This window comes from Cupriavidus sp. GW821-FHT02F09, assembly GCF_059421605.1.
Genome location: NZ_JBWKVH010000005.1, coordinates 37,500 through 58,594, shown reverse-complemented (window position 1 = coordinate 58,594; position 21,095 = coordinate 37,500). Strand labels below are relative to the sequence as shown.

The window sequence follows — 21,095 nt, the reverse complement described above, 5'->3', positions numbered from 1 at the left end:
CCCGCCCATGTGGTTCACCCGCCTGTCCATCCACAACCCGGTGCTGGCCACCATGATGATGATGGCCTTCATCGTGATCGGCCTGTTCTCGTACCAGCGCCTGCCGGTTGACCAGTTCCCGGACATCACCTTCCCCATCGTCGTGGTGCAGACCGAGTACCCAGGCGCCGCGCCGGAATCGGTGGAATCCGACGTCACCCGCAAGATCGAGGAAATCGTCAACACCATCTCGGGTATCGACGAGATTTTCTCGCACTCCTACCAAGGCACCTCGGTGGTGGTGATCAAGTTCGACCTGTCCGTCGATGTCGGCCAGGCCGCGCAGGACGTGCGCGACAAGATCGCGCTGATCCGCCCGCAGTTCCGCGACGAGGTGAAAGACCCGCGCGTGCTGCGCTACGACCCGTCGGACGCACCGGTGTTCTACCTGTCCGTGTCGAACGCGCCTGGGGCCGAGCGCACGCAGCGCGAGCTGACCACCATCGCCGACCAGATCGTGCGCAAGCGGCTGGAGACCGTGCGCGGCGTGGGCGCCATCAGCCTCGTTGGCGGCACCAAGCGCGAAGTGGAGATCCGTATCCGCCCCGCCCAGCTGGAGGCGCTCGGCATCGGCGTGAACCAGGTGATGGACGCCATCCGCAACGAGAACCAGGAACTCCCCGCGGGCGAGCTGCGCTCCACCTCCACCGAGACGGTGGTGCAGATCAAGGGCCGCGTCATCACGCCGGATGCCTTCCGCCACATCATCGTGGCGCGCCGGGCCGGCCAGCCGGTCACGCTGGAGCAGGTGGCCGACGTGCGCGACGGCGAGGAGGAGCAGGAGAGCCTGGCCATGCTGGACGGCAAGCGCGCACTGTTCCTGGCGGTGGTGAAGGCACAGGGCCAGAACACGGTCGACACCGTCGATGGCCTGATCAAGATGACCGATGAAGTGCGCAAGCTGCTGCCCGCGGGCGTGCAGCTCACCGTGGTCAACGACGCCGCACGCGGCATCCGCAGCAGCGTCAAGGAAGTCCGCTCCACGCTGCTCGAAGGCGCCTTCCTGACCGTGGCCATCGTCTTCCTCTTCCTCGGCTCGTGGCGCAGCACGGTCATCACCGGGCTGACCCTGCCGATCGCGCTGATCGGCACGTTCGGCGTGATGTACATGTTTGGCTTCACGCTCAACGTGATCACGCTGATGGCGCTGTCGCTGTGCGTGGGCCTGTTGATCGACGATGCCATCGTGGTGCGCGAGAACATCGTGCGGCACAACCTGATGGGCAAGAACCATCGCACAGCAGCGCTCGACGGCACCAACGAGATCGGGCTGGCGGTGCTGGCCACCACCTTCTCCATCGTGGCGGTGTTCCTGCCGGTGGGCTTCATGGGCGGCATCATCGGCCGCTTCTTCCACCAGTTCGGCGTGACTGTCGTGGCGGCGGTGCTGATCTCCATGTTCGTCTCGTTCACGCTGGACCCGATGCTTTCCTCGGTCTGGCACGACCCCGACCTGCACGGCACCGGCAACAAGAAGAGCCTGTACGGCCGCACCGTGGGCCGCATGCTGGACTGGTTCTCGGCGCGCATGGATGCGCTCGGCCACGGCTATGGCTCGATGCTGGGCTGGGCGCTCAAGCACCGGCTGGCCACCGCCATCATCGCGGCGGTGACATTCTTGGGCAGCTTCGCGCTGGTGCCGCTGATCGGCACGGAATTCGTACCGGCCGCCGACCTGGGCGAAACCCAGGTAGGCTTCACCACGCCAGTGGGCACCTCCCTGGCCGTTACCGAAGCCAAGGTCAGGCAGGTGGAAGCCGCGCTTAAGGCCTTCCCCGAGGTGGCCTACACCTACGCCACCATCAACTCGGGCAATACCTCCGGGCGCAACAACGCGCTGGTGTCGGTGCGCCTGACCGAGCGCCGCGCGCGCAAACTCACCACCAAAGAGCTTAACCCGATGATCCGCGAGCGCATGGCCAGCATCGCCGGCATCACGCTGACCATGGTCGGCATGCCGGATGGCGCCGGCGGGCAAAAGGCGCTGCAGGTGTCGATCCAGGGCGATGACCTGGAAACGCTGCGGCGCCTGTCGCTGGAAGCCAGCCGGCGCATGGCCGCCGTGCGCGGCCTGACCGACCTCGACTCCAGCATGAAGGACGACCGCCCCACCGTGGAAGTGCGCATCCGCCGCGAGCTTGCGTCCGACCTGGGCGTGGGCATCGTGCAGATCGGCAACGCGCTGCGCCCGCTGCTGGCCGGCGACGCCATCAGCTCATGGCGCGCCCCCGACGACCAGAACTACGACGTGCGCGTGCGCCTGCCCAAGGACGCCCGCACCGGCATGGCGGATCTCAGCGCGCTGATGATCGCCGGCAACCAGACCAACACCGACGGCTCGCCGCGCATGGTGCCCCTGCGCCAGATCGCCGAACTGGTGCCGACCACCGGCGCCAACCAGATCAGCCGGCGCGACCTCTCACGCGAAGTGGAGCTGACCGCGAATACCGCCGGGCGCTCGCAAGGCGAGGTGGCACGCGAGGTCAAGGCGGCGCTGGATGGCATGAACTGGCCGGCGGGCTACAAGTACCGCTTCGGCGGCTCCACCAAGTCGATGAACGAGTCGTTCGGCTTCGCGGTGTCGGCGCTGGCGCTGGCGGTGATCTTCATCTACATGATCCTGGCCTCGCAGTTCGCCAGCTTCTTCCAGCCGATCGCCATCATGACTTCGCTGCCGCTCACGCTGGTGGGCGTGTTCGCGGCGCTGCTGCTGTTCCGCTCCACGCTCAACATGTTCTCCATCATCGGCTTCATCATGCTGATGGGGCTGGTGACCAAGAACGCGATCCTGCTGGTGGATTTTGCCAACCAGGCCCGGCGCGGCGCCGACGGCCAGCCACCGATGTCGCGCGAGGCCGCGCTGGTTGCCGCTGCCCGGGTGCGGCTACGGCCAATCCTGATGACCACGCTGGCCATGATCTTCGGCATGGTGCCGCTGGCCTTCAGCCTGGGTGAAGGCGCCGAGCAACGCGCACCAATGGGCCAGACGGTGATCGGCGGCATCATCACCTCGTCGATCCTGACCCTGGTGGTGGTCCCGGTGATCTATACGTACCTCGACGACTTCAGCGCGTGGCTGGGCCGCAAGTGGCGCGGCAAGCAAGCTCAGGCGGCTTCCGCCACCGCGCCGGCAGCCGACGACACGGCGGCGCACAAGCCAGCAAGCGCGGAATGAGGCAAGCCAGCCCGGAATGCCTCAGCCAAGGCCGGACTGCGGCATGGAGGCCACAACTTGGGCGACGCGCTTGGGCAAGTGTCTTGGCGCGGGGTTAAAATGTCAGGTTTGACGGATTTCCCCGGCCCCTCGCACCGCGCGGCCGGAACTCTGAACTGATTAGCGGTTGGCATTGGAAGGAATGGCAAGATGGACCTCGAGAAAGCCCGATTCAATATGATCGAACAGCAAATCCGCCCCTGGGATGTGCTGGATCAGGAAATCCTGGACCTGCTGGCGGTAGTCAAGCGGGAACAGTTCGTGCCGCAGGCTTATGCCGCGCTGGCCTTCGTCGACATGGAAATCCCGCTGCCGGGCGGCCAGAACATGCTGGCCCCGCGCGTGGAAGCCCGCATCCTGCAGGACCTGGCCGTGCGCAAGCATGAACAAGTGCTGGAAATCGGCGCCGGCTCTGGCTACATGGCTGCCCTGCTCGCCCACCGTGCGCGCCACGTGCTGACCGTGGACATCTTGCCGGAACTGGCCGAGCTGGCCCGCAAGAACCTGGCCGATGCCGGCGTGACCAATGTCGACGTGGCCCAAGGCAATGCCGCCACCGGCTGGGCCGCGAGCGCCCCCTACGACGTGATCTGCATTTCCGGCGCGTTGCCCTCGGTGCCCGCGTCCATCCTGTCGCAAGTCAAGGTCGGCGGGCGCATTGCCGCCTTCGTCGGCGCGCTGCCGGCCATGGAAGCGCAGATCATCACGCGCGTCAGCGAGAACGAGTACAAGACTGTCAACCTGTTCGAGACCGCCATCACGCCGCTGATGGGCGCCGAGCAGCCGTCGCGCTTCCATTTCTGAGCGGGAAACAAGACATGCAGGTAATCAACGCACCCGAACTGGTGCAATGGCTGGCGGACGCCAGCCGGCCGCAGCCGGTGCTGCTCGACGTACGCGAAGGCTGGGAGGTGCAGACCTGCGCCATGCCCGGCATCACGCATATCCCGATGGGCCAGATCCCGGCACGTGCCGGCGAGCTTGACGAAGACGCAGACATCGTCTGCATCTGCCATCACGGCGCGCGCAGCATGCAGGTGGCAAGCTTCCTCGAGCGGCAAGGCTTTGCCAAGGTCTACAACCTGACCGGCGGCGTGCACGCCTGGGCCGAGCAGGTCGACCCGGCCATGCCGAAGTACTGAGCACAGCAAGAGCACGGCAAGCATCACCCCCAGGGCGCCGGCCTCCCGCGGCGCCAACTCCCTTGAACGCTGATCGTTAGAAACGTTAGCCGCGCGCCCGATGCCCGGCAGACTGGAGATGTCATGAGGTTTGCGCTTTTCCCTGCGCGGGGCGTGCCCAAGACGCGCCTGGCACTGACGGGTTCCCTGCTTGCGCTGCTGCATCTGCCGGCCGCGCATGGCGCCGACTTGCTCCAGGTCTACCGCGATGCACAGGCCAACGACGCGCAGTTCGCCAGCGCGCGCGCGCAGCTGATGGCCAGCCAGGAAAAGCTGCCCCAGGGACGCTCCGGCTTGCTGCCGCAGGTCAGCGGCACGCTAAACGCCACGCGCACCAATGTGGATCAGACCGTGCCCTTGGTGTCGGACCGCTTTATCAACAACAATAACTGGTCGCTGCAACTGATCCAGCCGCTGTTTCGCTGGGATCGCTGGGAAACCTACAAGCAGGGCGAACTGGCCGCGCTGGCTGGCGAGGTGACCTTCAGCCAGGCGCAGCTCGACCTGATCACCCGCACCTCGCAGGCCTACTTCGACGTGCTGGCCGCGCAGGACAACCTCTACCTGGCCGGCGCGCAGAAGAAAGCCATCGGCGAGCAACTGGCGCAGGCCAAGCGCAACTTCGAGGTCGGCACCGCCACCATCACCGACGCCAATGACGCGCAGGCCCGCTACGACCTCGCCACCTCGACCGAGATCGCAGCGCAGAGCGACCTCGAAATCCGACGCGCCAACCTGCAGCAGATCACCAGCAAGCCGGTCGACGAACTGCTCGGATTGCGCACCGCCGCGACGCTGCCCGGTCCGCAGCCGCCCGATGTAAACACCTGGGCCAGCCAGGCCGAGAACACCAACCCCCAGGTGGGCCTGGCACGCTACAACCTCGACTCAGCCCAGCGCGAGTACAACAAGGCACGTTCCGGCCACTTGCCCTCGGTCGACCTGGTCGCGTCGTACGGCTTTGTCAACTCCACCGGCAACGCCGCGCAACAGGTCAATATCTCCAGCCGCTACAACAGCGCCCAGATCGGCGTGCAGCTGAGTGTGCCGATCTACACCGGTGGCCAGATCCAGTCGCGCGTGCGTGAAACCGCCGCGCTGGCCGACAAGGCCGCCAGTGACCTCGAGTTTGCCCGCCGCACCGCCGCCCAGAGCGCGCGCCAAACCTACTCGGGCGTGTCCAACGGACTCGCCCAGGTCAAGGCCCTGGAAGCCGCCGAGCATTCCGCGCAGAGCGCCGTGGAATCCAACCAGCTCGGCTACGAAGTCGGCGTGCGCATCAACATCGACGTGCTGAACGCCGAAGCGCAGTTGTTCTCCACCCGCCGCGACCTGGCCAAGGCGCGCTACGACACCATCATGAACGGGCTGCGCCTGAAGGCCGCCACCGGAGCGCTGACCGAGGACGACGTGGTGCAGATCAACACCCTGCTGACCTCAACCCCGGGCTCGATGTACAAGCTGCCGGAGAAGGTCAAGCTTGGCACGGCATTGCCGGCAGGCACGCCACCGGCAAAGCGCCCTGCCACGCGCAAGGAGGCGATTGCCGGAGCGCCCGCGCCACGCAGCTGAGTGTGAATGCCGCAAGCCTGGCAGCAATCGGCATCCGCTCAAAACAAAAACGCCGCGGCTGTGCACCGCGGCGTTTTGCTTGCTGGCGCAGCGTTGCTCAGTTCGCCCGGGTGCGAGACTCCACGTTCAACAACTGCCAGCGAATCGCGGACGCATCCATCGGCGGGTTCTCAACCCGCGTCTCGCGCACCCGCAAGGTGTACGCCACGCCCGGCTCGAAATCCAGCCCCTCGATCGGCCCATACCAAAGCGTCCAGGGCGCGCCCGGGTTCTCGCGCACGCGGTAGCAGGTCTGCCGGCCCACGCCTGAGCACTCCACCCGCTGCGAATCCACGTACACCGTCTTCTCCACGCCGCCGGTGGCCGCCTGTGCATCCATCTTTGCGCCGCGCCGGCCCACGCCCTCGCGCTCGACGAACTGCAGCAGGTCCCCGTCAACGGTCTTCCAGATGATCTGGCGCCCCGTTGACCCGGCCGACGGCTGCGTGCCCACGGTGGTGAACGGTGACTGCATTGCCTTGAGCAGCGCGCCCTCCAGCTCGCCGCGCGGCGGCACGCAAGCCATGCGGGTTCCCGCCAGCCGATCGAAGCGCATGCCCGTTGCCGTCTTGCCATAGCCCCCGGTGAAGCGATTGCAGCCGCTATACCCGCTCACCGTGCCCTGCGCGGAATCGATTCCGCCATTGAATTCAAAGATGATCGGCTCGCCGTTGTCGCCATGCGGAATGGACTTCAGCGTGCCATCGGCCAGCTGCCAGCGTACCAGCTCCCAGCGGCTAGGGCCGCCGGTCTGCGCCTGGTTCAGGCTGGTGCCGGCACCCGGCGAATCCGGTGCGGGCGACGTGGCACAGGCACCCAGGGCAGCAGCCAGCAGCACAACAGCGGCGGCACGCGCGGTGAACGCGGCGGGTGAAAGACGGAATATTCTCTGCATCTGGAAGCTCCTGGTGGGGGCGCGCGGCTTGATCGGCCCGCACCGCTCGGCGGCAGCTCGCAGGCCCGGGTGGGGCCGCGAGTCTGGCCCTCGTGCGGAATAGTTTAACAACCGTCAGGAGACGAGGGACATCGGGCGGCGGCCTACAATTTCCGCATGCGGCATGCGGAAAGTGGCGGCACTGCCATACAGAACCGCCTAGTTCGCGTGGCCGAGCACCTGCCCCAACGCAGCCATCGTGCGCGCCGTGGCACCCCGGTGAAGCACCGCGAACTCGCGCGCATTACCGCGCATGGCTTCGAGCCCCGGCGCATCGCCCAATATCGTTGCCGCCGCGCGCATCAGCGCATCGGCATCCGCCACGCGCTGGCAGGCGCCGGCAGCGATGGCATCTTCCGTGGCCTGCGCGAAGTTGAAGGTATGCGGCCCGATCAGGACGGGCGTGCCAGCGGCGCAGGACTCGATCAGGTTCTGCCCGCCCAGCGGCAGCAGGCTGCCGCCGATAAAGGCGATATCCGAGGCAGCGAAGTACATCGCCATCTCGCCCATGGAGTCCCCCAGCAGCACGTCCGCGGTGACCGGCTCTGGCAGCCCCGCCTGCTCCCACGCAGCGGAGTCGCCAAGCGTGCCGCGGCGCTGCAGCGTGAAGCCGGCACGCGTGACCAGCGCCGCGACTTCATCGAAGCGCTGCGGATGGCGCGGCACCAGCAGCAAAGCCGGGCGCGGCACATCGGCGCCAAGCGCCTGCCAACGCGCGAACGCTTCCAGCAGCAACGCTTCCTCGCCGTCACGCGTGCTGGTGGCGGCGAACACGGCGCGCGAGCCAAACCCCTGGCGCAGCAAGCGGCCGCGCCGCAGGCCTGCCTCGGGCAGTTGCATATCGAATTTGAGGTTGCCGGTCACCTGCACCGACGGCAGCCCGAGCGCGCGGAAGCGCTCAGCGTCGCCCTGGGTCTGCGCCAGCACCGCGGTGAAGTCGCGATACATCGCGGTGGCGGCGCTGCCAAAGCGCGCGGTGCGGCGGAAGCTGCGCGGCGACAGCCGGGCATTGACCAGCAGCAACGGCACGCCGGCCACGCGGGCACCGCGCACAAGGTTGGGCCATACCTCGGTTTCCATCAGCATCCCGGCATCCGGACGGAAGTGGCGCAGGAAGCGTCGCACCAGCCACGACAGGTCGTACGGCAGATAGCACTGCAGCACGCGCGGCTCGGCACCGTACAACTGGGCGCCGGTTTGCCGCCCGGTGGGCGTCATATGTGTGAGCAGGAGGCGATGGGTTGGATATTGCGCCAGCAGCGCGTCAATCAGCGGCTGGGCTGCCCGGGTTTCGCCCACCGACACCGCATGGACCCACAACCAGGGGCCCGCCGACGGCAGGCCGCCATAAGCGCCAAGGCGCTCACCCACGTGCTGCACGTAGCCGGGTTCCTTACGGGCACGCCACACCAGGCGCAGCAGCGCGACCGGCAGCGCCAGCAGCCATAGCAGGTTATACAGAACGCGCAGCATCAGTTCCCCTGCCCACGCACGCGCCGGGCGGCCGCGTAGACTTCATCGACGGACGGCACGATGCCATCGTCGCCCACATTGGCGATGCGGTCCGACCAGTAGCCTTCCGTCTTCCAGCGCCACGTCGCGGTGTAGATCTCGACCGTGGGCCGGCACAGCGCCGCGGCGATATGGACCAACCCCGTATCGACGCCGATCACCACCTCGGCGCGATTGATCAGGCCAAACCCCTGCATGACCGTAAAGCGCGGCAGCACCTGCGCCTGCGGCACGCCGGCAGCGATCTCTTGCGCCGCGCGCCGTTCCGCGTCGTTGCCCCAGGGCAGCAACATGGCCAGGCCCTCGTCCACCAGCCGGCGGCCGAGGTCGTGCCAGCTCGCCAGTGGCCATTTCTTCTTCGCGCCCGCAGTAGCGTGAAAGCACACTGCGTAGCGCGTTGGCAGGCCGGCCCATAGCGCATCGTCGACATGCAGCGTGCGCGCGGCGGGGCCGAAGAATTGAGGCGGTTCCGGCGGTGTGCCACCAGCCAGCGCCGCGCCCAGCAGGCGCGAACGCCGCACCGAATGCGTCTGGCGGGGTACGGTCACTGGTTCGGTATAGAACAGCCGCGCGGCCGGCTCGTAACCGGAGCCTTGCGTGGCATTGGCCAGCCCTATCACGGGCGCGCCCTCGCGCCTGTTGGCCACGCGTGCCACGACGGCAGTCTTGAGCAGGCCCTGCGTCTCGATCACGGCGTCGTAGGCGTCCTCTCGCAAGGCGCGCTTGAACGCACCGATCTCCTGCCAGGTTGCAGCCTGGTAGAAACGCTTGCGCCAGCGCCGCAGCGCGAACGGAATCACCCGCCGCACTTCGGGCAGCAAGCGCACGAGATCGACGTAGCCCTCCTCGACCACCCAGTCGATCTCGCAATCCGGCCAGCGCGCGCGCAGGTCGTGCACCAGCGGCATGTTATGCACCACGTCGCCTAGCGACGAGACCTTGACCACCAGGATGCGCGGCCGCGCGGGCAGCGCATGCGGGGTCAAGGATTTGCCCGTTGTTCCCGTCAGGGGCTCAGTCAACGGCATCCGCTCAGAACGGGAGTTGCGCGTCCGGCTTTTCCGCCAGGATCACACGTTTGAATTCGGCCTGGATACGCGCCAGCGCGGCATCGTTGTCGGCCTCGAAACGCATCACCACCACGGGCGTGGTGTTGGACGGACGCGCCAGGCCAAAGCCGTCGGGGTACTCCACGCGCACGCCATCGATGGTGATGACTTCACGCGCGCCGTCGAACTTCGCATTGGCGCGGATCTTGTCGAGCAGCGTGAAGGCTTCGCCTTCCGCGCATTTGAGCTGCAGTTCGGGCGTGCAGTTGGAGTTAGGCAAGGCATTGAGCACCGCGCTCGGGTCGGCATGCTTGGACAGGATCTCCAGCAGGCGCGCGCCGGTGTACAGGCCGTCGTCGAAGCCGTACCAGCGATCCTTGAAGAACACGTGGCCGCTCATCTCGCCGGCCAGGGGCGCGCCAGTCTCCTTGAGCTTGGCCTTGACCAGCGAATGGCCCGTCTTCCACATCAGCGGCTCGCCGCCGTGCTCGCGGATCCAGGGGGCCAGCTTGCCGGTGCACTTCACGTCATAGATGATCTGCTGCCCGGGATTGCGCGACAGGATCTCCTCGGCGAACAGCATCAGCTGGCGATCGGGGAAGATCACCTGGCCGTCCTTGGTCACCACGCCCAGGCGATCGCCGTCGCCGTCAAAGGCCAAGCCGAGCTCGCAATCCGTGTCGCGCAGGCACTGCATCAGGTCCTGCAGGTTCTCCACATGAGCCGGATCGGGATGGTGGTTGGGGAAATTGCCATCCACCTCGCAAAACAGCTCCGTCACCTCGCAGCCCAGCGCGCGGAACAGGTCGCCCACGAAGGCACCCGCCACGCCATTGCCAGCATCCAGCGCGATCTTCATCGGGCGCGCCAGCTTGATGTCGCCAACGATGCGGTCCAGGTACTGCTGGCGGATGTCGACCTGCTGGTAGCCACCCGCGCCGCTGGCGAACTTGCCGGCGTCGATGCGCTGGCGCAGCGACTGGATCTGCTCGCCGTAGATCGCCTTGCCGGCCAGCACCATCTTGAAGCCGTTGTAGTCGGGCGGATTGTGGCTGCCGGTCACCATGATGCCGGAAGTGGCGCGGCGCCCCGCCAGCTCGACATTGGTGCCGAAGTACACCATGGGCGTGGCCACCATGCCGAGGTCGATCACGTCCATGCCCGCGGCGCGCAGGCCCTCGACCAGTCCGCCCAGCAGGTCCGGGCCCGACAGGCGCCCGTCTCGCCCGACCACCACGGCGCGCTCGCCTTGCTCTGCGGCGGCCGTACCGAAGGACAGGCCAATCGCACGCGCCACGTCACGCGTCAGGGTCTTGTCGACGATGCCACGGATATCGTAGGCCTTGAAAATGGAAGGATCTGCTTGCATGGGTCATCCTGTGTGTAGGCGGTAGAACCAGTCGACGTTGCCAGCCACGTATTCCGGCCAGGGCCGTGTCGGCGGGCAAATGCGTCAAAGACCGTATTTTGCCGGATTGCGAGTGGCGCGCCAGTTATAATCGAGCGGCTTTGCTGGAAAATGGCGCCGCAAGCCAGCCTGGAAGTGGATCGATCCCCACCTGAGCGGGGTGCCACAGCTGCCCGCCCAGTATCGGGGGACAGGCCTGCCGGACAGCCTTGCCGCCGTCCCGGCCCCTGGCTCATCGGCCATACTGAAATGCCCTGGTAGCCTGTTCCTGTTGCCCCGCCGTCGCGCTTTTTGCCCAGTGCCTTCGCCCCTGCCCTCCCACCGCCCGCGTATCGCCTTCCTGATCACGAACTCCGAGATCGGCGGGGCGCAGACGCACGTCGCCGATCTGCTGCACGCCCTGCGCGACAGGATCGAGCCCGTACTGCTGGCCGGGGGCGACGGGCCCCTGCTGGACGCCGCCCGGGCCGCCGGCGCCCGCACCATACGCCTGGCCCTGCTCGACAATGCCCTCTCGCCGCTGCGCGCGCTGGCCGCGCTCAGGGAGCTGCTCAAGGCCCTCCGGGAGACCGCGCCTGACCTGATCCATGCGCATAGCGCAAAGGCCGGCGCGCTAGGGCGGGTGGCCGGCTGGCTGCTCGGCATCCCTGTGGTCTATACGGTGCATGGCTTTGCCTTCAAGGCCGCCGCCCCGGCTCGCCAGCGCCTCATCTCGCGCTGCATGGAATGGCTGCTGGCACCGCTGGCTGCCCGCCTGATCTGCGTGGCGCAGGGCGAACGCGCGCTGGCCGCGTCGCTGCCGATCCCCGCCGCGCGGGTCAGCGTGATCCGCAATGGCATCGCCGACAGCAGCGCGCGGGCGACGCCCGGCGCGCCGCTGCGGCGCATTGTCATGGTGGCGCGCCTGGCCGCGCCGAAGCGCGCCGACCTGCTGATTCGCGCCTTCGCCCGCGCCGCACTGCCCGATTGCGAGCTGGTACTGGCAGGCGTTGGCCCCCAGATGGCCACCCTGCAGTCCTTGGCCGATAGCGTGGCACCGGGCCGGGTAAGGTTTGCTGGCCCGGTCACCGACGTCCCCGCCTTGCTGGCTTCGGCCCAGGCCTTCGCGCTGGCATCCGACCATGAAGGCTTCCCGCTTTCGGTACTGGAGGCCATGCGCGCCGGCCTGCCCGTCGTCGCCAGCGACCTCCCGGGCATCCGCGAGCAACTGGACAGCGGCACCAGCGGCCTGCTGGTCGCCGGCGATGACGAACACGCCTGGGCGGCCGCGCTGGCACGGCTGGCCGACGACCCCACGCTGCGTGAGACACTGGGACGCAATGCCCGGACGCGCTGGGCAAGGGAATTTGGCCTGGCACCGATGGCCGACGCCACCTGGACAATCTACCAGCAAGCGCTGGCGGGCAAGCCAAGCGCCGCCCGCGCGGCGGCCAGCACCGGAGCAGGCGGACAATGAACAAGACCCACAGTGTCGGCCGCCCTGCCCAGCTGACCCGCCCGCAGGGCTCGGAAACCGTCCGCCGCGCCAGCCGCATGCTGGCCTGGGCGCTGCTCGGCCTGCTGCTGTTCGGCCTCAATATCGCGCTCGCCGAGTTCGCCCATCACGCCGCCCTGGTGACTTACGTTTTCACCCGCACCCTGCTGTGGTCGGTGCTGCCCTACCTGTTCGCCTTCGTGCTGCTGCACCGCTCCCTGCACCTGCCCGCCATGGAAGGCAACAGCCTGGTCGGGTTGGCCACCACCCTGCCCTTTGCCGCGCTGCTCTTCATCTTCGCCGCCTTCCACCTTGAGTATTCGCGCGGCGCACTGCTGCTCAGCTATGTCACCACGCTAGGCTGGATCTGGTTCGGCTACCGGCGCTTCGTGCGCAACTACGTGCCCGTGTTCGGCTATACCGACGCCGCCACGCTGGCGCAACTGGAACAGATCCTCGCCATGCCCGGCGCGGCGCCGGCCAGCCCCACCCGCTTCCAGGCCATCAGCTCGCTCGACGAAGCCGTGCATTGCGACGGCCTGATGCTGGACCGCAATGCCACCGCCGACCCCGAGCGCACCCGGGTGCTCGCCCAGTTCAAGCTCAGCCACGTACGCATGTATTCTGTCGAGCGGATCGGCGAGATGCTGACCGGGCGCGTGGGGCTGGCGCACATCGACGAAAACTTCCTCGACGACTACGCCGCGCACTACTTCTACAGCTTCGCCAAACGCCTGATAGACCTCGCCGCCGTACTCTGCATGGCGCCGCTCGCGCTGCCGCTGGGCGTCGTTGTAGCAGTCGCAATCCGCCTCGAATCCACCGGCCCCGCTTTGTTCCGCCAGGGGCGGGTAGGACTGTTCGGCAAACCCTTCACCATGTTCAAGTTCCGCAGCATGGCGTTCGACGCCGGCGCACCGGCGCAATTCGCCGCCCGCCGCGATCCACGCGTCACCCGCGTGGGCCGCGTCATCCGCAAATACCGGCTCGATGAAATCCCCCAGTTGTGGAACGTGCTGGTAGGCGACATGAGCCTGATCGGCCCGCGTCCCGAGCAGGTGCCGATGGTCGACGAATTCGCCCATACGATTCCGTACTACCCGTACCGGCACCTGGTGCGGCCCGGCCTGTCCGGATGGGCCCAGGTCCAGCAGGGCTACGTGGGCACGCATGAAGAAACCGTGACCAAGCTCAGCTATGACCTGTACTACGTCAAGCATTGTTCGTTTGCGCTGGACCTGCTGATCGGGGTGAAGACGTTGCGGACGTTGCTGACGGGGTATGGGGCGCGGTGATGAGCCGAACGCCGGAGGAAATGCTGCCGCAGCCGATGCGGATCATGCTGCTCAGCACCGGCCTGCGCGTTGGCGGCGCCGAGCAACAGGTAGCCGCACTTGCCCGGCATTTCATCGCGCTCGGGCATGCCGTAGCCGTCGTCAGCCTGACGCCGGATTGCGAAGTCGAACTGCCTGCCAAGGCAACCGTGCTGCGCCTGAACATGCGCAAGACGCCGTGGTCGATGGCGAGCACCCTATGGCAAGTGCGCGATTTCCTGCGCGCCTGGCGGCCCGACGTCCTCCATGCACACATGGTCCACGCTAATCTCTTCGCCCGCGCACTGACCCGGATAACGCGCACGCCACCGTTGATTTGCACCGCCCACAGCTACCGGGAAGGTGGCAGGCTGCGCATGCTCGCGTACCGGCTGACCGACCGCTGGGCAAGTCTCACCACCCATGTCAGCGCGGACGGCCGCCAAGGCATGATCGATGCCGGTGCAGCGCCGCCTGATCGCATCGTCGTGATGCCAAACGGCATCGAGATCGATCGCTTCCGCCCCTCGCCCGAACTCCGGCTGGCTACCAGGCAAAGCCTCGGTGCCACCGAGGCATCCATCCTCATCCTCAATGTCGGCAGGCTTGTGCCCGAAAAAGCGCAGAACCTGCTGCTTGACGCATTCAGCCGCCTGCAATCCGAAGAAGGGCTCGAAGCCCGGTTACTGATTGCCGGCGAAGGCTCCGAGCGCGAAGCGCTCACCGCCACGATCGACCGGCTCGGGCTGGCCGGGAGCGCAACGCTGCTGGGCATGCGGCGCGATGTTGCCGCCTTGCTCAATGCCGCCGATTTGTTTGTCCTCTCTTCAGAAATTGAAGGGATGCCGCTGGTTATCGCGGAAGCCCTGGCTTGCGGATGCCCGGTCGTCTCCACCGATGCCCCTGGCGTCGCCAGCTTGCTGGGCGACGCGGGACAGATCGTGCCAAGACACAATGCGGCCGCGCTGGCCGCCGCGATGCGCGCGGCGCTGCGCGCCGGGCCCGGCTCCCCTTCGGAGCAGACCGCGCGCCGGGATCGCATCGCCTCGCGATTCAGCATTGAGGCCGTGGCCGGGCAATGGCTAGCCTGCTATGCGCGGCTGGCCAGGCGAGCCACCGCCGCGCCCGTGGAGCTCGCCTGATGCGGCGTCGAGTTGCCGGAAATCTCCTGTGGATGCTAGCCGAGCGCGGCATACAGGTAGCGGCTGGGATTGGCATCGTCGCCATGCTGGCGCGCGCACTGGGGCCCGAAGGATTTGCCCACTTCCAGTACGCCCAGGCCGTGGTCCTGATTGCCGCGTCGGTAGCGTTGATCTGTGGTGGCGAGGTGGTTGTGCCGCGGCTGGTGGCGACGCCATCGCCGCTTGAGCAACACAGGCTGCTCGCGCATGTGTTTTCTTTGCGTGTCGGCGGTGCCATCCTCGGCTATTTGCTGATGTGCGGCTTCCTGCTGATGCGCCAGCCCGCGCCGGACACCTGGGCAGCAGCCTTGTTGCTTGGCATCGCGATCCTGCTCAGGGAACCCTTTGGCGTTGTGGTTGCCTGGCTGCAGGCGCACACCAACAATCGCCCCAATACGCTTTTCAGCCTGATATCGCTCTGCGCCAAGGGCGGCCTCGTGGCCATCCTCTTTGCAGCAGGCGTGCATAGTGTTCCATTCTTCGCCAGCGCATTTGCCGTCGAGGCGATCATCCTTGCCGGCCTGCTGGCCGCTTACTACTTCGGCAGGGTAGAGCGCTGCCACGTGCAATACGATATCCGGTTCACGCGTGAACTGATGACGAACGGCGTGCTGTTCTGGGTGAGCTTCATGCTGATGATGGGCGCGCGCCGGGTCGACCAGTTGGTACTGCAGCCCTCGGTGCCGCTTGCCGAGTTTGGCGCTTATGCCGCTTGCATGCAGATACTCGACAACTACACGGTTGTGGCTACCATCCTGGCCGCAGGGATTGCGCCTATCTATGTCTATGGCAAGCCCATTTTTGCGACAGCGCACACAAACATCGCGCGAATTGCAATCGGCATGACCGCAATCGGCCTATGCGGGGCAGCCTTGATCGCCGTTGGCGCGCCATGGATCGTGCAGTTGCTGTATGGCCACGCCTTTGCATCGACCGCGGCCCTGCTGCAAACCGCGGCACTGTCTTCGACATTGATCTTTGCCGACGTCGGCCTGACCTTGCTTCCAGTCTACCTGCGCCGCCCCGACTGGATCGCCATCAAGTGGGGAGCTGTCCTGGCGGTCACGCTCGCGTTCGACCTAGCGGTGGTGCCCAAATACGGTGCATGGGGGGCTGTCGGAGGCTATACATTGGGCAATGCCGTTGCCGTAGCGTTTGGCGTCTGCCTGTGGTGGCGCAACAAGACAGCACTCTCCCGGGCGACCGCATGAAGCCGCTACCCACGATCTGCTTCCTGACAGGCACACTGAACGCCTTCGCTGGCGCCGAGCGGATGACGGCTGTCATCGCCAATGCACTCGCGGAGCGCGGCTATCCGGTGCTGATCCTCAGCCTGTGGGATGAGCGCAGTTGCTTTACGCTCCATCCCGACGTCGTGCATGAGGCGCTGTTTGCGCAACGGCCGTCGTTCAAGCGAGCCTATCTCGCCACGATCGGTGGGATCAGGCGCTTTGTGAAGCAGCAACATGTCGATGTGCTGATTGAAGTCGACACCATGCTCACCTTGTTCACGCTCCCGGCGACGATTGGCCTCACGGTGCGCAGGATCGCGTGGGAGCATTGTCATTTCGACCAGGATCTTGGCAAACCGGCACGGCGCTTTGCACGCAGGCTCGCGGCGAGATACAACGACGCGGTGGTAGTGCTGACGAAGCGTGACCGGCAGCGCTGGGAGGAGGCACTGGCGCCTCGCTGCCGCGTTGAAGTCATTGCCAATCCACTGCCGTTTCCTTTTCCTGAGGTGGCTGCTGAGCGCAATTCGAAAACCGTTCTGGCTGTAGGCCGGCTCGTGCCCGCCAAAGGGTTCGATGTTCTGTTGCGGGCGTGGTCGCAGGTAGTCCCGACTTACCCCGACTGGCGGCTCCTCATTGTCGGCGAGGGGGATGAACGCCATACTCTTGAATCTTTGCGAGCGGAGCTTAGTCTCACCGGCTCGGTTGACATGCCGGGAATTCAGTCGAAGATGGAAACCGTCTATGAAAAAGCAGCAATATTCTGCTTGAGCTCACACTACGAAGGCTTCTCGCTGGTGCTCATTGAAGCTATGGCTTTTGGCCTGCCGATTTTGTCGACGAATTGTGAGACTGGCCCCAAGGAATTGATTGTTGACGGCAGGAGCGGCGTAATGGTCCCGACCGATAATCCAGTTGCGCTGGCAAATTCCCTGACCCAACTCATTGCAGATGAATACCTCTGCACACGCTTGGCAAACGAAGCCAGAAAATCAGTTCGACCAATGACAATCGAGCCAGTCTCGGAAAGATGGCAAGCGATACTACTTGAGACAGGTACACGGACAAACTAAAGGCAGAAACGCTGTTCCGGCGGATAATAGCGCTCCTCGAAAGCGCATTCCACCTTCGCAGCAAGACACCACCTCCCACGCACACCGAAAGCAACGTGGTAGCGTAGCAGTGTCACTGTGCAGTGCTTCAGCCGGGAAAATTAGGCGTGCACTACGGGGCTTGCATTTTGGTCACGCAAGCCCGGGGGCGCAAAGATATCACTGATCCCCTCATCTGGCCGACGGCTTGCCTCCGAGCTTCCAGCGATCCAGAAGCAGCCCCATACTCAGTCCTGCGACCAATCCAATCAATGCACCTAAGCCGGCGAAGACAGACTTCCTGGGAAATACCGGCCGGTCGCTGGTCTCCAAGGCATTCATCAGCGGCCGAGTATTGAAGGTGCGCGAGGGACTAAGATCTTCCTGCAGTACCTGGATTCGCGTCTGGAGCTTGCGAATCTCGTCATCATTGGTTTGCAGCAGGTTGCCTAGCAAAACGTTCTCGGAAAATCTTGCCTCCATATTACCGGGCCGCTTGGCGGCCACCGACTCCAGCTCAGTCCGCCGCTGCCGCAACAAGCCAAGCGCGGTCTTCGCCTGGCCGAGTTCACCTGCCGCCCGATCCAAAAACGGCTGTAGCAGTACCTTATGCTCTTCCATCAACTGAGCCTGATACGCCTCAACAAAACGGCGAGCCTCATCTTCCGAATATCCTCTCGCGCTCACAGTGATCAAATCCGCACTCCGAACTAGACTGATGCTCACGTAGTCCCGAAACAGCGCTGTGCTGCGGCTCAGGGACCGATCTAGTGGCAGACCGAGCCTGTGCAAGACGCTATCTTCAAACTGCCGAAGCTTTAGACGTTCAAGGGTGCGCGCTGGCGTTTCAATCGACAGAGGCACTCCGGAGTCGACAAAAGCGGCCATACTTGAACGCGCTGCTTGACCGACCTGCAGAACTGTCGTTGCCTGCCATTCCTCGGCCACCATCATTGCTGCACCCACGCCTGCCGCAACACCGATTGCGGCTGAGCCAAGGACCAGCACCATGTGCCGTCTGGCAAACAACACAATCTGACTGAAACTCAAACCGCTTTGAAAATCCTCGGCGGGTCTTGGATAGGGGTGATGCTCCATTAAGAAATGTTCCTCGCAAATTTCTATCTAAATTCAGTCGCGGAGTATAGCCCACCCTCTCCGCACACTGCAGCGATACGTCATAACACTCTGAGGCCCAGCCTACACGTTGACTCATGCGCCGCCAGAACAACAATCTCTTACACCTCAACCACTCGCGTTGATGCAGACGTAGCGCTTACCTCCTCGCTTGCTTGCGCAACATATTCGGGCACCAGCCGCTTGATACTGACCATGACGCTTTCCTTGTCGAACGCCCTGCACGAGCGGCAAAGCCCTTCGAGCTCAGGTATCAGTTCCTGCCAGGGCATCATCCGCTCGTGAGCGCGCATGATCTTCGGATGCTCGCTCGGTCTCACATCGGCACCGATCAACAATTCTTCATATAACTTCTCGCCTGGGCGCAGCCCCACTATCTTGATGGCAATGTCGCCATCGGGAAAATCATCCGTCTTCTCGGAAAAGCCCGAGAGGTGGATCATTTTCCGCGCGAGATCAAGAATCCTGACAGGCGCGCCCATGTCCAGGACGAACACATCGCCTCCGTGGGCCATCGCACCCGCTTGAATCACCAACTGAGCAGCCTCGGGAATCAACATGAAGTAACGATTGATATCCGCATGCGTCAGGGTAATCGGCCCCCCCTCGTTAATTTGCCGCTTGAACAGGGGCACCACGGAACCGGAGGAGCCGAGTACATTGCCGAAGCGAACCATGGAGAAGCAAGTGCCCTTGAACTCATCCGCGGCCGCCTGGAACGCGAGTTCGGCGATCCGCTTGGTGCAGCCCATGATATTGGTGGGACGCACAGCCTTGTCGGTGGAGATAAGCACGCACGAACTGACGCCGGCCCTGCCCGCTGCACGAGCAATCCCCAACGAGCCAATCACGTTGTTGAGAACCCCCTGGAACGCATTGCTCTCAACGAGGGGAACATGCTTGTACGCCGCGGCATGGTACACGGTGTCAATCTCGTATGCCGCCAGCGTTACGTCGAGTAACGCTTCGTCGCAGACGCTGCCCAGAACTGGCACGAGTGGTACTGTCGGCGCCTTGCCAAGCAACTCCGCTTCAATCGCGTACAGGTTGAATTCAGAGTGGTCCAACAAAACCAGGCACTTGGGATGCTGACTCACAATCTGCCGGCAGAGTTCACTGCCGATTGACCCCCCCGCCCCGGTTACCAATACAGCCTTGCCTTTGATGCAGCGAGCGAACAAATCCGGGCGCGGCGGCACGGGATCGCGGCCGAGCAAATCGCCAAGCTCCAGCTCCCTGATTGATGAGACGGTGATCTTTCCGTCTACCAGGTCGACGATACCTGGCAGTACCCGCACGGGGATGTCAAAGGCTGCCAGCGAACTGATAACTTCACTGCGCCTGGACGGCGACAGTGATGGCGTGGCAAGAACGATCATCGAGATCGAATACCTATCCAGCAGCCCGCGCAACTCGTCCGGTCCATAGACACGAACCCCCGCCACGGTCTTGTGCCGCAGGGCCCTGTCTTCATCGATAAAGCAGACGGTTTCGTACGCGCGGCTCTGCCTCATGGCCTGCGCAAGCTGGGCACCCGCAGCGCCAGCACCGTAGATCAGTGCTTTCTGTCGCAAGCGGCGAGTTGGGCCGGAGAGCCGCTGCAGGAACGAACGCGCGCCAAATCGCGACAGCGTGACATAGACGTACGCGACCAGCCAGAAGATAGCCAGCGAGGTGCGAGGGATACCGGCCTGGCCAAATAGCAGCATGACCAGGTAAGCGGCAAGGACCACAACGCCCAAGCCCATGCCGATCGTCAGTACCACGTGTAGTTCAATGAAGCGAATGACAGCGCCGTAGAGACCACTGCGCACGAAGAAGACAAAGGCGACACAGGCCATCACGGCGGCCAGCAATATCGACGACTGATTAACGACGTCCCATGTGCCCAAGCGCAGCGCCAATGCAATAAAGTAGCAAATTGGCAGACAGATCGCATCCGTCAACACCATGAAAATTATCTTGACGGGGCGATTCAATTTGAGAAGTCGTTCAATCATGAATAAAGGTTGACCAGAAATTGACACCCAAATACGGCATAGATCAGTGAGCTACACCATCGCGTCTTACGACTTTCAACGCCGTCATCCAGATAATTCGAAGATCGAACCGGAACGATTGACGCCGCAAATACTCGGCATCGAAACCAACTTTGGTCGGAATAGGAAGCTCATCGCGCCCATTGACCTGCGCCCAGCCTGTTAGCCCGGGCCGTAGCGAGTCCGCCCCCGCAGCCGTTCGCATTTCAATCAGATCATATTGATTGAAAAGTGCCGGACGAGGCCCAACGATGCTCATATCACCCGTCAGAATGCACCAGAGCTGAGGCAGTTCGTCAACACTCGACGCACGCAGGAAACTCCCGATCGGCGTGAGGTGCGCCTTCGGGTTGTTGAGAAGGTGTGTAGCCACCGCTGGCGTTCCAACCCGCATCGAGCGGAACTTCGGCATGCGGAAGATGCGATTGTGACGGCCAACTCGGTCAGACCAGTACAACACCGGCCCCGGCGACGTCAGCTTGACCGCGGCCGCGACAACAAGCAACAGCGGCAAAAGGAAAAGCCCTGCGCACAGCGCAACGGCGAAGTCGAAGAATCGCTTCATTTATTGCTTTGCATCAAAAATCGAAGGAACTGCCTTGCTCGTTCGTCCCGCCTGCAAGCCGGCCGGCGCAAGGCAGAGACAGACCGAGAACTTAGTCTCGGCAACCCTCCCATTT

Annotated in this window: 16 protein-coding genes; 9 read left to right on the top strand and 7 right to left on the bottom strand. The window is 64.6% G+C overall.

Annotated elements, in window-relative coordinates:
* Positions 1-7 precede the first annotated feature (7 nt).
* From AC07XB_RS07675 to AC07XB_RS07660, 4 genes are all read left to right on the top strand, one after another.
* Positions 8-3,214 (top strand): efflux RND transporter permease subunit, encoded by a 3,207-nt coding sequence (locus AC07XB_RS07675; RefSeq protein WP_492373290.1) that lies wholly within the window; start codon positions 8-10, stop codon positions 3,212-3,214.
* Positions 3,215-3,403: 189 nt separating this feature from the next.
* Positions 3,404-4,057 (top strand): protein-L-isoaspartate O-methyltransferase family protein, encoded by a 654-nt coding sequence (locus AC07XB_RS07670; RefSeq protein ID WP_492827746.1) that lies wholly within the window; start codon positions 3,404-3,406, stop codon positions 4,055-4,057.
* Positions 4,058-4,071: 14 nt separating this feature from the next.
* The gene (locus tag AC07XB_RS07665) at positions 4,072-4,395 is read left to right on the top strand and encodes a rhodanese-like domain-containing protein (protein WP_043348625.1); all 324 of its coding nucleotides are present in this window, start codon (positions 4,072-4,074) and stop codon (positions 4,393-4,395) included.
* A gap of 123 nt (positions 4,396-4,518) precedes the next feature.
* Positions 4,519-6,006 (top strand): TolC family outer membrane protein, encoded by a 1,488-nt coding sequence (locus tag AC07XB_RS07660; RefSeq protein ID WP_492373288.1) that lies wholly within the window; start codon positions 4,519-4,521, stop codon positions 6,004-6,006.
* A gap of 97 nt (positions 6,007-6,103) precedes the next feature.
* Here the strand turns inward: AC07XB_RS07660 and AC07XB_RS07655 are convergent, their stop codons facing one another.
* The 4 genes from AC07XB_RS07655 to AC07XB_RS07640 form a co-directional block, all read right to left on the bottom strand.
* Positions 6,104-6,940 (bottom strand): DUF4377 domain-containing protein, encoded by an 837-nt coding sequence (locus AC07XB_RS07655; protein ID WP_492827748.1) that lies wholly within the window; start codon positions 6,938-6,940, stop codon positions 6,104-6,106.
* Positions 6,941-7,138: 198 nt separating this feature from the next.
* Positions 7,139-8,452 (bottom strand): lipid IV(A) 3-deoxy-D-manno-octulosonic acid transferase, encoded by a 1,314-nt coding sequence (gene waaA / locus AC07XB_RS07650; RefSeq protein ID WP_492827750.1) that lies wholly within the window; start codon positions 8,450-8,452, stop codon positions 7,139-7,141.
* Positions 8,452-9,519: a lipopolysaccharide heptosyltransferase I gene (gene waaC, locus AC07XB_RS07645; protein WP_492827752.1), complete on the bottom strand. Its 1,068-nt coding sequence runs from the start codon at positions 9,517-9,519 to the stop codon at positions 8,452-8,454. The genes waaA and waaC overlap by 1 nt, the downstream gene beginning before the upstream one ends.
* 4 nt (positions 9,520-9,523) lie before the next feature.
* Entirely contained in the window at positions 9,524-10,909 is a 1,386-nt protein-coding gene (locus tag AC07XB_RS07640; RefSeq protein ID WP_492373284.1) for a phosphomannomutase/phosphoglucomutase, read from the bottom strand.
* 337 nt (positions 10,910-11,246) lie between these two features.
* On the opposite strand from AC07XB_RS07640, the gene AC07XB_RS07635 reads away from it, so the two are divergent.
* From AC07XB_RS07635 to AC07XB_RS07615, 5 genes are read left to right on the top strand one after another with little or no spacing between them, the layout of a single operon-like run.
* On the top strand, positions 11,247-12,404 hold the full coding sequence (locus AC07XB_RS07635) for a glycosyltransferase family 4 protein (RefSeq protein WP_492827754.1): 1,158 nt from the start codon (positions 11,247-11,249) through the stop codon (positions 12,402-12,404).
* Complete coding sequence (locus tag AC07XB_RS07630) at positions 12,401-13,717, top strand: sugar transferase (RefSeq protein ID WP_492827756.1); 1,317 nt, start codon at positions 12,401-12,403, stop codon at positions 13,715-13,717. Before AC07XB_RS07635 ends, AC07XB_RS07630 begins: the two co-directional genes overlap by 4 nt.
* Positions 13,717-14,877, top strand: a complete 1,161-nt coding sequence (locus tag AC07XB_RS07625) for a glycosyltransferase (protein ID WP_492827758.1) — start codon at positions 13,717-13,719, stop codon at positions 14,875-14,877. Before AC07XB_RS07630 ends, AC07XB_RS07625 begins: the two co-directional genes overlap by 1 nt.
* Positions 14,877-16,127, top strand: a complete 1,251-nt coding sequence (locus AC07XB_RS07620; protein WP_492827760.1) for a lipopolysaccharide biosynthesis protein — start codon at positions 14,877-14,879, stop codon at positions 16,125-16,127. The genes AC07XB_RS07625 and AC07XB_RS07620 overlap by 1 nt, the downstream gene beginning before the upstream one ends.
* On the top strand, positions 16,124-17,221 hold the full coding sequence (locus AC07XB_RS07615; protein WP_492827762.1) for a glycosyltransferase family 4 protein: 1,098 nt from the start codon (positions 16,124-16,126) through the stop codon (positions 17,219-17,221). Before AC07XB_RS07620 ends, AC07XB_RS07615 begins: the two co-directional genes overlap by 4 nt.
* 210 nt (positions 17,222-17,431) lie before the next feature.
* Here the strand turns inward: AC07XB_RS07615 and AC07XB_RS07610 are convergent, their stop codons facing one another.
* From AC07XB_RS07610 to AC07XB_RS07600, 3 genes are all read right to left on the bottom strand, one after another.
* A complete protein-coding gene (locus tag AC07XB_RS07610; protein ID WP_492827764.1) occupies positions 17,432-18,337 on the bottom strand; it encodes a hypothetical protein in 906 nt (301 codons plus the stop codon).
* 140 nt (positions 18,338-18,477) lie between these two features.
* Positions 18,478-20,376: a polysaccharide biosynthesis protein gene (locus AC07XB_RS07605; RefSeq protein ID WP_492827766.1), complete on the bottom strand. Its 1,899-nt coding sequence runs from the start codon at positions 20,374-20,376 to the stop codon at positions 18,478-18,480.
* Between the two features lie 43 nt (positions 20,377-20,419).
* Positions 20,420-20,980 carry a sugar transferase gene (locus tag AC07XB_RS07600; RefSeq protein ID WP_492827768.1) on the bottom strand — a complete coding sequence of 187 codons (561 nt, stop codon included), beginning with the start codon at positions 20,978-20,980 and terminating at the stop codon, positions 20,420-20,422.
* Between the last annotated feature and the right edge of the window lie 115 nt (positions 20,981-21,095).